Below are 13520 nucleotides of genomic sequence, written 5' to 3'. Positions count from 1 at the left end.
AGTGGGCGCGGTGAAGGCCTGGCGGGTCACCGGGACGCTCGCGACCGTCCTGGTCGTGATCGGCGGCGGGTTGCAGACCTGGTCGGTGGTGGCGCAGCAGCACGCGACCGCCTCCCGGGCGTACGAGGGCGTCGCGGTGCACCGGCTGAAGCTGGACACCGGCAGCGCGTCGGTCAGGGTGCGGCCCGGGCGGGAGGGCCGCGTGGTGGTCCACCAGCGGCTGACCTGGATGGTGCGCAAGCCGGTGGTGTCGACCGTGTTCGCCGACGGCCTGGCCACCGTCGGCGTGCGGTGCCGGCAGGTCCTGCCGGTCGCGGATTTCGGCTGCGACGCCGCGATCGAGGTGGAGGTGCCGGCCTCGACCGAGGTGTCGGGGTCGGTGGGCTCCGGGTCGGTCCGGGTGGAGGGCCTGAGCGGGAGCGTGCGGATGGACCTCTCCTCCGGCGAGCTGCTGCTGGTGGACACCTCGGGGGACGTGTCCGCGCACGCCACCTCGGGGCACATCCAGGGCGACGGTCTGATCGCGCGGCGGGTCGAGGCGCAGACCACCTCGGGCGCGATGGACCTGAACTTCGCCAGGGCCCCGCAGGAGGTGACCACCAGCGCCACCTCCGGTTCCCTGACGATGACCCTGCCGCGGGACAGCCGCTACGCCTTCTCCAGCGAGGTCGGCTCCGGCAGCGGCGGCATCGACCCGCAGCTGGCGGACTCCGACAGTCCGAACCGGATCCACGCCTCGGTCACCTCGGGGTCGATCTCCATCCGTCCGTCCGAGCCGTCGTAGCCGGTCGGCGCGGCGCGGTGCGGGCCGGTCGCGGCGCGGCCCGGCCTGAGGGCGGTCCGCGGGCCGCTCACCCGGGTGGGGGACAATGGAGAGTCCCGTCCCCTTACCCGAGGTCAGCCGCGCATGACAGCCACGTCCGCACCCACCGCGTCCGACACCGAGTTCGCGCCGCTCGACATCGGCCCGATCCGGGTGTGGCCGCCCGTCGTGCTGGCACCGATGGCCGGCATCACCAACGCGCCCTTCCGCACCCTGTGCCGTGAGCAGAGCGGCGGCAAGGGCCTGTACGTCTCCGAGATGATCACCACCCGGGCGCTGGTCGAGCGCAACGCCAAGACCATGCAGCTGATCAAGTTCGACCCGAGCGAGAAGCCGCGTTCGATCCAGCTGTACGGCGTGGACCCGGTGACCGTCGGCAAGGCCGCCCGGATGATCTCGGACGAGGGCCTGGCCGACCACATCGACCTCAACTTCGGCTGCCCCGTCCCGAAGGTGACCCGCAAGGGGGGCGGCTCGGCGCTGCCGTACAAGCGCAACCTGCTGCGCGAGATCCTGCGCGAGGCCGTCGCCAACGCGGGTGACCTGCCGGTCACGATGAAGATGCGCAAGGGCATCGACGACGACCACCTCACCTTCCTGGACGCCGGCCGGATCGGCGCCGAGGAGGGCGTGGCCGCGATCGCCCTGCACGGGCGCACCGCCGCCCAGCACTACGGCGGGACGGCCGACTGGTCGGCGATCGCCCGGCTGCGCGAGTCCGTCCCGGCGCACGTGCCGGTGCTGGGCAACGGGGACATCTGGTCGGCCGACGACGCCCTGCGGATGATGCGCGAGACCGGCTGCGACGGCGTCGTGGTGGGTCGCGGCTGCCTCGGCCGGCCGTGGCTGTTCAAGGACCTGGTGGCGATCTTCGAGGGGGACGTCGACTACGCCCGCCCCGACTTCGGGTACGTGGCGCGGGCGATGGTGCGCCACGCGCAGCTGCTCGGCGAGTGGATCGGGGACGAGGCGCGGGGCGTCATCGACTTCCGCAAGCACGTCGCCTGGTACACCAAGGGCTTCTCGGTCGGCTCCGAGCTGCGGGTGCGGCTCGCCAACTCCTCCTCGCTGGCCGAACTGGCCGGAACCCTCGCGGAGGTCGACCAGACCCAGGGCTGGCCGGCCGGCGCGGACGGCCCGCGCGGGCGCACGAGCGGCAACAACCGGGTGGTCCTGCCGGAGGGGTGGTTGGACGATCCGTACGACTGCGCCCGCCCGGGCGAGGATGCCGAATCGGACACCTCCGGCGGCTGAGCTGTACGGAACGGCGAAGTCGACCTCTCTGGGCCGATTGCCGTCAGGTCCCAGCCCTCTTGTCCATTCTGGACAGGAGGGCTCCTTTCTGGCGTTCGAACATCACGGAACGAGCACGTTTCCGGACGCTGTGCGACGATCGTCGGAGTCGTTCTACGCTCGGCCGGTGCGACGGGCTCGTGACGCTTGCCACATGCGCTGGCGGCTGACGGCGGGTCAGTGGACGAATTGGACAGATCGGCGGCGGATCGCTTCCCGAAGCCGCCCGACCGGTGATCGGCCGATCCGGGTGCAGGAAATCAAGTCGGGGCAACGCGGCCGACCCACGCTCGCTACTCAGCGTCCGAATCGTGCGATCTTCGGGTTTCCTTGGCTTCAAGAGTTGAAGGCTTGCTAGCGTCAGGCGGACGATTTCACCAACAGAGGTGAACGCCTTTATGTGCATTCGATCTAGCGGGTTACCTCTCGGTACCGGCCTCGGGTGGCCTATTCAGGGCGGAGAAGAGCCTTCGAAATGGGTATGTTCTCCGGCGTCAGGGCAACCGCGTACGAGGAGACCGACCCGTGCCGTCCCAGCAGAAGTTTGTTTACTCCTTCACCGAAGGAAACAAGGACCTCAAGGATCTTCTCGGCGGCAAGGGCGCGAACCTGGCCGAGATGACGAATCTGGGCCTCCCCGTCCCGCCGGGCTTCACCATCACCACCGAGGCCTGCAAGGTCTTCCTGGAGACCGGCAGCGAGCCCTCCTCCCTGCACGAGGAGATCAGCGCCCACCTGGAGGCGCTCGAGCAGGAGATGGGGAAGAAGCTCGGCCAGGCCGACAACCCCCTCCTGGTCTCGGTGCGCTCCGGTGCCAAGTTCTCCATGCCCGGCATGATGGACACCGTCCTCAACATCGGCCTCTCCGACGCCTCGGTGGTCGGCCTCGCCGCCCAGTCCGGCAACGAGCGCTTCGCCTGGGACTCCTACCGCCGCCTGGTCCAGATGTTCGGCAAGACGGTGCTGGGCGTCGACGGCGAGCTGTTCGAGGAGGCCCTGGACGAGGCCAAGCACGCCAAGGGCACCGTCAACGACCTGGACCTGGACGCCGCCGACCTGCGGACCCTCGTCGAGGTGTTCAAGGGCATCGTCGAGCGCGAGACCGGCCGGGCCTTCCCCCAGGACCCGCGCGAGCAGATGGACCTCGCCATCCACGCGGTCTTCCACTCCTGGAACGGCGACCGCGCCCGGCTGTACCGCCGCCAGGAGCGCATCCCGAACGACCTCGGCACCGCGGTCAACGTCTGCACCATGGTCTTCGGCAACCTCGGCGAGGACTCCGGCACCGGCGTCGCCTTCACCCGCGACCCCTCCACCGGCGCGCAGGGCGTCTACGGCGACTACCTGTCCAACGCCCAGGGCGAGGACGTCGTCGCCGGCATCCGCAACACGCTGCAGCTGTCCGAGCTGGAGAAGCTCGACAAGAAGTCGTACGACGAGCTGATGGCGATCATGCAGAAGCTCGAGAACCACTACCGCGACCTCTGCGACATCGAGTTCACCATCGAGCGCGGCAAGCTCTGGATGCTGCAGACCCGCGTCGGCAAGCGCACCGCCGCGGCCGCCTTCCGGATCGCCGTCCAGCTGGTCGACCAGGGCCTGATCGACCTGGACGAGGCCCTGATGCGGGTCACCGGCAGCCAGCTCTCCCAGCTGATGTTCCCGCGCTTCGCCCCCACCGCCGAGTCCAAGCAGATCGCCTGGGGCCTCGCCGCCTCGCCGGGCGCCGCGATCGGCAGGGTCGTCTTCGACTCGTACACCGCCGTCAAGTGGTCCCGCTCCGGCGAGAAGGTCATCCTGGTCCGCCGGGAGACCAACCCGGACGACCTGGACGGCATGATCGCCGCCGAGGGCATCCTCACCTCGCGCGGCGGCAAGACCTCCCACGCGGCCGTGGTCGCCCGCGGCATGGGCAAGACCTGCGTCTGCGGCGCCGAGGAGCTGGAGGTCGACACCAAGGGCCGCCGCTTCACCACGGCCGACGGCCAGGTGGTCCACGAGGGCGACGTCGTCTCCATCGACGGCGCCACCGGCAAGGTCTACCTCGGCGAGGTGCCCGTCCTGCCGTCCCCCGTGGTCGAGTACTTCGAGGGCACCCTGCACGCCGGCGCCGACGTCCAGGGCGGGCTGGTCCAGGCCGTCCACCGGCTGATGTCGCACGCCGACGGCCGCCGCCGGCTCGCCGTGCGGGCCAACGCCGACAACGCCGAGGACGGCTCGCGCGCCCGCCGCTACGGCGCCCAGGGCATCGGCCTGTGCCGCACCGAGCACATGTTCCTCGGCGAGGAGCGCCGCAAGGAGGTCGAGCACCTGATCCTGGCGGACAACGACAAGGACCGCGAGCTCGCCCTCTCCACGCTGCTGCCGATGCAGAAGGGCGACTTCCTGGAGCTCTTCCAGGCGATGGACGGCCTGCCGGTCACCGTCCGCCTGCTCGACCCGCCGCTGCACGAGTTCCTGCCGGACATCACCGAGCTGTCGGTGCGCGTCGCCCTCGCCGAGGCCCGCAAGGACCCGAACGAGAACGACCTGCGCCTGCTCCAGGCGGTGCACAAGCTGCACGAGCAGAACCCGATGCTCGGCCTGCGCGGCGTCCGCCTCGGCCTCGTCATCCCCGGCCTGTTCGGCATGCAGGTCCGGGCCATCGCCGAGGCCGCCGCCGAGCGCAAGCTGGCCGGCGGGGACCCGCGCCCCGAGGTGATGATCCCGCTGGTCGGCACCGTCCAGGAGCTGGAGCTGGTCCGCGACGAGTGCGAGCGCGTGCTCGCCGAGGTCTCCCAGTCCACCGGCGTCCAGCTGGACATCAAGCTCGGCACCATGATCGAGCTGCCGCGCGCCGCCGTCACCGCGGGCCAGATCGCCGAGGCCGCCGAGTTCTTCTCCTTCGGCACCAACGACCTGACCCAGACGGTCTGGGGCTTCTCCCGGGACGACGTGGAGGCCTCGTTCTTCACCGCCTACCTGGAGAAGGGCATCTTCGGGGTCTCCCCGTTCGAGACCATCGACCGCGACGGCGTCGGCTCCCTGGTCAAGCACGCCGTCGAGGCCGGCCGGGCCACCCGCCCCGACCTCAAGCTCGGCGTCTGCGGCGAGCACGGCGGCGACCCGGACTCGGTCCACTTCTTCCACGAGGTGGGGCTGGACTACGTCTCCTGCTCCCCCTTCCGGATCCCGGTGGCGCGCCTGGAGGCCGGCCGCGCCGCCATCGAGACGGCGGGCAGCGACTCGCGCTGAGTGAGGGAAGGCATCCCCTTCCTCACGCGCGGGAACGACTGACCGCTCCCTCCCAGCGGGAGGGCGTACACCGGAGCTCGGCGCAGGAGAACCGGCGTACGTGACACGGCCGGGCGGGGACGGACAACGGCGTCCGTCCCCGCCCGGCCGTACGTCTGCGCACGGGCGGGTGTGGCCGTGGCCACGCCCCCGACCCGCCGGACCGGGCCCGGCCGCCTGCCAAGCTGGTGCGCATGACCAGTCGCAAAAACCCGCTCGTCGTCGTGGCCGTGCTGATCCTGGCGGTCATGGCCGGAGCCGGGTACCTCCTCGCGGACAAGGGGAGCGGCCACCCCAAGGCAGCCGCGAGTCCCACGGCCGCCGCCGCAGGTCCTTCGACGTCCGGGACCTCGGGCCCCAAGCCCTCGGCACCCAAGCCGTCCCCGCCGCGCGGCGGCCCGTCCGCCCCGGCCGGCACCTGGGTTCCCGCCGATCCCGCACTGGCCGACGTCTGCCTCACCAAGCTCCCCAGCCAGGCCCAGGACACCGTCGGCCTGATCGCCAAGGGCGGCCCCTACCCCTACAGCCGCGACGGCATCGTCTTCGAGAACCGCGAGAGCCGCCTCCCCAAGAAGGCCGGCGGCTACTACCACGAGTACACCGTGGTCACCCCGGGCTCGGACGACCGCGGCACCCGCCGCGTGGTCACCGGCAACTCCGGCGAGGAGTACTGGTCCGGGGACCACTACGCGACCTTCCAGGAGATCGATCCCCGCTGTTGAGCCTCCGCTGTTGAGCCCCTGCCGACACGGCCCCCGCCCGCACGGCCCCCGCCCGCACGGCCCCGCCCGCATGGCCCCGCGCTCATCTCGCCCGGCGCCAGGTGATCCGGGCGTGGGGGCCGTGCGGGCCGGTGGTGACCAGGGCGGTCAGCTCGTGCAGGACCGGCGTCGGATCGCGGCGGAGCTGGACCGGCGTGGTGCGGACCACCGGGAGGCCCACGGCGGTGAGGCGGTTGGCGCGGGCCAGGCCGCGTTCGTGGTCGGCCGGGCGCAGGTGCCAGGCACGGGAGTCGATCTCCAGCGCGACACCGGCGTGCGGCCAGAAGGCGTCCGGGACGGCGAGGAAGCGGCCGTCGAGGAAGAGCACCGGGTTCCACAGCGGTTCGGGCAGGCCCGCGTGCGCCAGCAGCCGCCGGGCCTCGCCCTCGACCACCGAACGCACCCCGGCGGTCAGGTCCTCCACCACCCGGGCCACGTGCGGCAGCCCGAGCGCGCCCGGCCTCGCCAGCAACTGGTCGAGCAGTTCGCCCAGTTCGCAGTGCCGCCGCTGGACGGCCTCGGCGCACAGCGCGCGGAACCGGCGCTGCCCGCTCTCCCGCGGCGCGAGGTCCGCCAGGGCCCGCGCGACCGTGGTGCTCCACAGCCCGTCGTCCCGCTCGAACCCGCCCGGCATCGCCCCCGACGACCGGTGGATCCTGACGAACCCCCGGTCGCAGACCCGGCGTTGACGTGGGACCAGGACATCCACCGAGTCGAGGTCGGCGGGGTGCCCGGCGCTCGGCAGCCCGGCGTCGGACAGCACGGCGAAGCCGGTCAGCAGCACCTCCCCGGCCCGCGGCTCGCTCCCCTTCGGGCCCGCGTACGCGAGCGCCGCCCGCAGTCGCTGATGCGGCGTCAGCCGCCCGCTCTGCAGGCAGATCACCCGGGGCAGCACCTGCTGCCAGGGCCCGCCCGGGCGCAGCCGGTGGGCGATCGTGCCGGAGGGCACCCCGAGTCGGCGCAGCTGCGCCCGGGTGGCGATGTGCTGCTGGTCGGCGCCGAGCAGGGCGACCGGGTCGAGCGGGTTCGCGCGGGTCATGCCAGGGTGCTGCCCGCCCGGATCGGGGGTATGCGGAACATCCCCCGTCGGGGGCTGCCCGGCAAACGTGTTGACGAACCGGCGGCCGAGCGGTTGAGCTGGCCCCCACATGACCACTCCACACACCGGCCCCGCGCTCGACGCACTCGACGGCCTCTCCGTCGGCGACGCCCTCGGCGCCCAGTTCTTCGTCCCGGAAACCGCCCGTACCCACCTCGCCGCCCGCACCGAACCACCCGGCCCGTGGCCGTGGACCGACGACACCGAGATGGCCTGCTCGGTGTACGCCGCCCACACCGAGCGCGGCGCGATCGACACCTTCGACCTCACCCACGCCTTCGCCGTGCGCCACGACTTCGACCGCGGCTACGGCCCGGCCGCCAACCGGATGCTGCGGCTGGTCCGGGAGGGCGGCGACGCGAAGCGGCTGGCCGCCGAACTCTTCGACGGCCAGGGCTCGTACGGCAACGGCGCCGCGATGCGTGTCGCCCCGCTCGGGGCCGCCCACGCCGACGACCCGGACGAGGCCGTCCGGCAGGCTGCGCGGACGGCGGTGACCACCCACACCCACCCGCAGGCGGTGGACGGCGCGATCGCCGTCGCGGTGGCCGCCGCGTACGCGGTCCGGACCCGGACGGCGGCCATGACCCCGGAGTCCTTCCTGGGCGCGGTCGCCCGCCACACCCCGCCGGGCGCCGTCCACGACGGCCTGGCCGAGGCGATCGGCCTGCTCGCCGAACCGGACCCGCGGGTCGCCGCCGGTGTCCTCGGCAACGGCAGTCGGACGTCGGCCGCCGACACCGTCCCGTACGCGCTGTGGTGCGCCGCGCGCCGACTGACCGACTACCCGGCCGCCGTGTGGGAGGCGATCGCGGCGGGCGGCGACATGGACACCGTCGCGGCGATCACCGGGGGAGTGGTCGCGGCCCGCACCGGCGCGCGCGGCATCCCGGCCGCCTGGACGGCCGCGCGGGAGCCGCTGCCCGGCTGGGCGTTCCCGGAGCCGGGCAGCGTCCCCGACGGCCGGGGCGGTGAGGGGATGCTGGTGCCGCGTCCGTGCCCGGTCCCCGAGGTGGTGTGGACCGACGGGCAGTGGCAGCGCATCCGGACCGGGTCCGGTGCCGATGCGGCGGTCCACCGCTGGCGGGCCCACACCCACGAGGGCACCCTCCGGCTGTGCCGTCCGGGGGGACCGGCCCGCTGGGAGGTGACGGTCGCCCGCGTGCGCAACGGTTGGCGGCCGGTGTCCGCCGTCGCCGAGGCGGCCCCGACCCGGTTCCCGCCGGATGCGGACGAGGGCCCGGACCTCCTCGGCCGGATCCTGGGGGACGCCGCCGACGGCGGGCGGGGCTCCCTCAGGCCCTGACCATCAGCTGCCCGGCGCCGCTGCCGCCCTGTCTAAGGCACTCCTGGTTGATCGCCGGATCCGGGGCGCTCGGCGAGGTGGCGGCGGCGATCCGCAGCTCGATGATGTCCCGGACGGCCGGCCACTCGGTGTCGAGGATCGAGTAGAACGCGGTGGAGCGCACCACCCCGTCCAGCCCGCGCGAGTGGGCCCGGCGCACGCCCTCGGCCGTCGCTCCCAGCCGCTCGATGGCGGCGCGGGAGCGCTGGTTGCGGGCGTCCGCGCGCAGCGAGATCCGCTGCACGCCCCAGGTCTCGAAGGCGTGGCGCAGCATCAGCAGCTTGGCCTCGGTGTTGATGCCGGTGCCCTGGGCGCGCGGCGAGAGCCAGGTGTTGCCGATCTCGGCGGCGTCCGGGACGGCCGTGGCCGGATCGCCGAACGGCACGCCGGGCACCGGCGGCCACACCATCGGGCCCTGCCAGTAGTCCAGTTCCAGGAACCGGGTCGAGCCGACCACCCGGCCGTCGGCGACGTTCACCGTCGCGAACGGCAGCGACCGTCCCGCGGCCTGGTCGGCGAGAGCCCGCGCGATGTAGTCGCGGGCCGCTTCCAGGCCGTGGGGGACGGGGGTGAAGGCGTAGGTCGTACGGTCCTCGGCGCCGGCCTTGGCGATGGCCTCGGCGTGGTGCGCGGCGAGGGGCTCCAGCCGCACGGTGCGGCCGGTGAGGATGACAGGTACTGGCACGGAACCTTCGGTCCTTCATCGGTCGGAGGATGCCTCCCGGGCCGGGGTGCGGCACGGGGTGCGGGGGACTTCGCCCCGGTCCGGATCCGTCCGCCGGGTGGCCGCGCACGCCGGAGGATCCGGTCGGGCTGGGCGGGGGGCGGCGGCCCGGAACGGGCGGCGCGGGTGCCGGAACGGACACGGGTCCTCGGACCGGTCCGGCGGGAAGAGCGAGGGGACAGTGTGCGTCCGCGAAATGGCCGAGGAGGAAACGAGAGCGCGAAGGGAAGCAGGCGGCCAGGTGAAGGCAAGATGCGTCGTGGGTGACTGGCCGAGCACCGGACCGGGACGTGGCCGACGGCGTTACGAACGACGTGACGACGACGCGACGATGCGAGGCAGCGAGAGGACGATACCCGCCAGAAGGCGGTGCGTCACTTCGCGGCACGCGAATGGCCGCGCGGGCCGTTCCCGAGGGTCCGGGACCGGTCCCGCCCGGGCCTGTGACCAGGCACTTCTCCATCGGGTGCGATCATGGTCCGCAGGGGCGGAAAGGGCCGCCGGGCGGCTCGTCCGGCGTGGCGGGAATTCCGGCGGCGCCGGGCACGCTGCACAGGACGAGAAGCCGGTCGGCCGGGACGAGCAGAGAACGGGGTTGGGTGCGCGGTGCGTGACTTCCAGGCGTTGTACGAGCTGGATCAGCAGGGCGTGGCCGCGGTGGCCACGGCCAACGCGCAGTTGCGCGACACCGGTGCCGGCCTGGTGCTGCTCCACCACTTCGAGGGCTTCATGGACGCCGGGGACGCCGGCGGCCAGGTGGTGGCGCACCTGCTGGAGACGGGATCGCCGCAGGTGGTGGCCCGTTTCGACCACGACCGGCTGGTCGACTACCGGGCGCGCCGCCCGGCGATGCTCTTCGACCGCGACCACTGGACGTCCTACGACCCGCCGGAGATCCTGCTCCAGCTCGTCCACGACGCCGCGGGCGCGCCGTTCCTGCTGCTCACCGGCCCCGAGCCGGACGTGGAGTGGGAGCGCTTCGCGCGCGCCGTCCGCGAGCTGGTGGAGCGCCTGGAGGTCCGGCTCACGGTCGACTTCCACGGCATCCCGATGGGCGTGCCGCACACCCGCCCGGTCGGCCTCACGCCGCACGGCAACCGGCTCGACCTCGCGCCGGGGTACCCCCAGTGGTTCGAGCAGGCCCAGGTCCCGGGCAGCGCGCAGGCGCTGCTGGAGTACCGGCTGGCCGAGGCCGGGCACGATGTGCTGGGCTTCGCCGTGCACGTCCCGCACTACGTGGCTCGCTCGGCCTACCCGGCGGCGGCCGTGCTGATCCTGGAGGCGGTGCAGTCCGCCACCGGCCTGGTGCTGCCCGGCACCCGGCTGCGCGAGCGGGTCGGCGAGGTCTACGCCGACATCGAGGAGCAGCTGACGCAGGGGGACGGCGAGCTGCGCTCGGCGATCCGCGGCATGGAGGGCCAGTACGACGCGGTGGCGGGCGCCGAGGGCCGTGAGAGCCTGCTGGCCGAGCCGGCGGACCTGCCCTCGGCGGACGAACTGGGCCGCCGCTTCGAGCAGTTCCTGGCCGAGCACGAGCGCGGCGCGGAGTGACGACGCGGATCGACGCCGCAGCGTAGGTGCCCTCCTCTCTCCCGGGGCTTTCCGGACAACTTTCCCAGGGCTTTCCCCGACGGCCGCTCCGAACCGGGAGCCATCGCCGGAGGCCGTTCGTTGGAGCCGGAGGTGCCCGGGGGACGGGCTGCCGCAAGGAGCCGACCGTGACCCGTCGTACCCCCGGGGGGATGCCATGCCCAGGACCACACGCCCGACCGTCGCCCTGACGGCCGGGCTGGCCGCGCTGCTGCTGGCGGGCTGCACCGGCGCGGGGGGTTCGGACACCGGCCGGGGGCAGGGCTTCGCGGGCGCCGTGCCCGGCCCGGCCCAGGCCGGTGCCGTCCAGTCCGGCGCGGCCCCGTCGCCGACTCCCACACCGCCACCCGCCGGTCCGTACGTCGCGCTCGGCGACTCGTACACCGCCGGGATCCGCATTCCCCCGCTGACCGGCGAGCCGCGCGGCTGCTCCCGCTCCGGGGCCAACTACCCGTCCCTGGTGGCCAAGGAGCTCGGCCTGGCCGCCGCGCAGTTCCACGACGCCAGCTGCAGCGGGGCCCGCACCGGGGACCTGACGGCGCCGCAGGACACCGGCGACGGCACCAACCCGGCCCAGCTGGAGGCGCTGACCCCGGACACCCGGCTGGTCACCGTCGGGATCGGCGGCAACGACGCGGGCTTCACGGACGTCGTCGTCCAGTGCGCCAAGGACAACCTGGTGGACGCGGTGAAGAGCGCGGTCAAGCAGACCCGCGCCGCCTCGCCCTGCCGCGACCACTACTCGGCCGGCGACGGCACCGACGAGGTCCAGCGCAAGGTGGACGCGGTCGGCGACCGGCTCGGCCGGGTCCTCCAGGACATCAAGCGCCGCTCCCCGCAGGCCCGGGTGTACGTGATCGGGTACCCCACGCTGTTCCCCGCCGACCCGGCGAGCTGCCTGCCGGTGCTCGGCACCGCCCTGGCCGGGCCCGATCTCGGCTTCCTCGGCGAGAAGGAGCAGCAGCTCAACGGCATGCTCAGGAAGCGGGCCCAGGCCGCCGGCGCGGTGTTCGTGGACACCGCCGGAGCCTCGGCCGGGCACGACATGTGCGCGGGCGAGGACGAGCGCTGGATCGAGCCGCCGTTCCCGAGCCGGGGCCTGGCGCCGATCCACCCCAACGCCAGGGGCCAGGAGGCGGTGGCCGGAGTCGTCCTCAAGGCGCTCCGGGGCTGAGCCGTCCGGGTGGGGCGGACCCACCGGGGCGGCCGCCCGCGGGCCGCGCGGCGTTCACGCCCCGGCCCGCGCCCCTTCGCGCGCGGCACACCCCGCGTGTCGGGGGCGCGGCGTACCGTGAGGACCATATGGATGACACCGCGTACCGCCTCGCCGCCCCGATCCCGTACGACCACGCCGCCGAGGCCCGCTGGGTCCCCGAACCCGACAAGCGCCCGGGCCGTACGGCGTTCCAGCGCGACCGCGCCCGGGTGCTGCACTCGGCGGCGCTGCGCAGGCTGGCCGGCACCACCCAGGTGGTCGCCCCGATGCGCAGCGACTTCCCGCGGACCAGGCTCACCCACTCCCTCGAATGCGCCCAGGTCGGACGGGAGTTGGGCGCGGCCCTGGGGTGCGACCCGGATCTGGTGGAGACCGCCTGCCTGGCCCACGACATCGGCCACCCGCCCTTCGGCCACACCGGCGAGGAGGCCCTCGACCAGGCCGCCGAGGCGTGCGGCGGCTTCGAGGGCAACGCCCAGTCGCTGCGCATCCTCACCCGGCTCGAACCCAAGCGCTTCGCCCTCCAGGACGAGCCCTCGACCCGGCTCGCCCCCTGGCCCGGCCGCAGCGTCGGGCTCAACCTGACCCGCGCCGCGCTCGACGCCGCCACCAAGTACCCGTGGACCAAGGGCGCCCACCCCGCCGACCCGCAGTCGCCCAAGTACGGCGTCTACGCCGACGACCTGCCGGTCTTCCGCTGGCTGCGGGCCGGCTCCCCGGCCGGGCGCAAGTGCTTCGAGGCCACCGTGATGGACTGGTCCGACGACGTGGCCTACTCCACCCACGACGTCGAGGACGGCCTCCAGGCCGGCCACCTCGACCCGGCCGCCCTGCGCGCCCCGAGCGAGCGCGCCGAACTCTTCAAGGTCGCCGAGCGCTACGCCCGCGACGCCGAACCGGAGGAGCTGGCCGCCGCCCTGGACCGGCTGCTCGCCCAGGAGTGGTGGCCCCGCTCGTACGACGGCACCGCGCGCGCCCGCGCCGGGCTCAAGGACCTCACCAGCCAGCTGATCGGCCGCTTCTGCCTGGCCGCCGAGCAGGCCACCCGCGCCCGCTACGGCCCCGGCCGGCTCACCCGCTACGCGGCGGAGCTGGTGGTGCCGCGCGAGGTGCGGCTGGAGTGCGCGGTGCTCAAGGCGGTCGCGGTCCGCTTCGTCATGCAGCGCGACGAGCAGGCCCAGCTGCGGGCCCGCCAGCGGATCGTGATCGCCGAGCTGGCGCAGGTCCTCACCCGGAACGCCCCCGACGGCCTGGATCCGGTGTTCGCCGACATGTACCGCGAGGCCGAGGACGACCGCGCCGCCCTCCGCACGGTCATCGACCAGATCGCCACCCTGACCGACGCCTCGGCCCTGGCCCTGCACGCCAAGCTGGTCGGCGCGGCCTGGGCCTGACA

Annotated in this window: 10 protein-coding genes; 8 read left to right on the top strand and 2 right to left on the bottom strand. The window is 73.7% G+C overall.

Annotation, left to right across the window (positions count from 1 at the left end):
* The first annotated feature begins 1 nt into the window (after position 1).
* The 4 genes from IF30_RS0107145 to IF30_RS0107130 all read left to right on the top strand — a co-directional run bounded on the left by IF30_RS0107145 (position 2) and on the right by IF30_RS0107130 (position 6111).
* Positions 2–784: a DUF4097 family beta strand repeat-containing protein gene (locus IF30_RS0107145; protein ID WP_030233572.1), complete on the top strand. Its 783-nt coding sequence runs from the start codon at positions 2–4 to the stop codon at positions 782–784.
* A 123-nt stretch (positions 785–907) separates the two neighbouring features.
* Positions 908–2077, top strand: coding sequence for a tRNA dihydrouridine synthase DusB (dusB, locus tag IF30_RS0107140; protein ID WP_030233570.1), 1170 nt, complete (start codon positions 908–910; stop codon positions 2075–2077).
* Positions 2078–2641: 564 nt separating this feature from the next.
* Complete coding sequence (ppdK, locus tag IF30_RS0107135; protein ID WP_030233569.1) at positions 2642–5350, top strand: pyruvate, phosphate dikinase; 2709 nt, start codon at positions 2642–2644, stop codon at positions 5348–5350.
* A 233-nt stretch (positions 5351–5583) separates the two neighbouring features.
* Positions 5584–6111, top strand: coding sequence for a ribonuclease (locus tag IF30_RS0107130; protein WP_030233566.1), 528 nt, complete (start codon positions 5584–5586; stop codon positions 6109–6111).
* Between the two features lie 82 nt (positions 6112–6193).
* Here the strand turns inward: IF30_RS0107130 and IF30_RS43280 are convergent, their stop codons facing one another.
* The gene (locus IF30_RS43280) at positions 6194–7189 is read right to left on the bottom strand and encodes a hypothetical protein (RefSeq protein ID WP_051709398.1); all 996 of its coding nucleotides are present in this window, start codon (positions 7187–7189) and stop codon (positions 6194–6196) included.
* 109 nt (positions 7190–7298) lie between these two features.
* On the opposite strand from IF30_RS43280, the gene IF30_RS0107120 reads away from it, so the two are divergent.
* Positions 7299–8555, top strand: coding sequence for an ADP-ribosylglycohydrolase family protein (locus IF30_RS0107120; protein WP_063752527.1), 1257 nt, complete (start codon positions 7299–7301; stop codon positions 8553–8555).
* Here IF30_RS0107120 and IF30_RS0107115 read toward each other — a convergent pair.
* Positions 8545–9279: a GNAT family N-acetyltransferase gene (locus tag IF30_RS0107115; RefSeq protein WP_030233557.1), complete on the bottom strand. Its 735-nt coding sequence runs from the start codon at positions 9277–9279 to the stop codon at positions 8545–8547. The two genes, IF30_RS0107120 and IF30_RS0107115, sit on opposite strands and share 11 nt — an antisense overlap.
* Before the next feature lie 645 nt (positions 9280–9924).
* On the opposite strand from IF30_RS0107115, the gene IF30_RS0107110 reads away from it, so the two are divergent.
* The 3 genes from IF30_RS0107110 to IF30_RS0107100 all read left to right on the top strand — a co-directional run bounded on the left by IF30_RS0107110 (position 9925) and on the right by IF30_RS0107100 (position 13518).
* On the top strand, positions 9925–10869 hold the full coding sequence (locus IF30_RS0107110) for a PAC2 family protein (protein WP_030233553.1): 945 nt from the start codon (positions 9925–9927) through the stop codon (positions 10867–10869).
* A 196-nt stretch (positions 10870–11065) separates the two neighbouring features.
* Complete coding sequence (locus tag IF30_RS0107105; RefSeq protein ID WP_051709396.1) at positions 11066–12082, top strand: SGNH/GDSL hydrolase family protein; 1017 nt, start codon at positions 11066–11068, stop codon at positions 12080–12082.
* Between the two features lie 128 nt (positions 12083–12210).
* The gene (locus IF30_RS0107100; RefSeq protein ID WP_030233548.1) at positions 12211–13518 is read left to right on the top strand and encodes a deoxyguanosinetriphosphate triphosphohydrolase; all 1308 of its coding nucleotides are present in this window, start codon (positions 12211–12213) and stop codon (positions 13516–13518) included.
* Positions 13519–13520 lie beyond the last annotated feature (2 nt).

The sequence above is a fragment of the Streptomyces sp. NRRL S-350 genome (genome assembly GCF_000719705.1).
In the GTDB taxonomy this organism is placed as follows: Bacteria; Actinomycetota; Actinomycetes; order Streptomycetales; family Streptomycetaceae; genus Kitasatospora.
The sequence above is the reverse complement of the archived record's forward strand: the minus strand, read 5'-3'. Positions and strand labels throughout refer to the sequence as shown.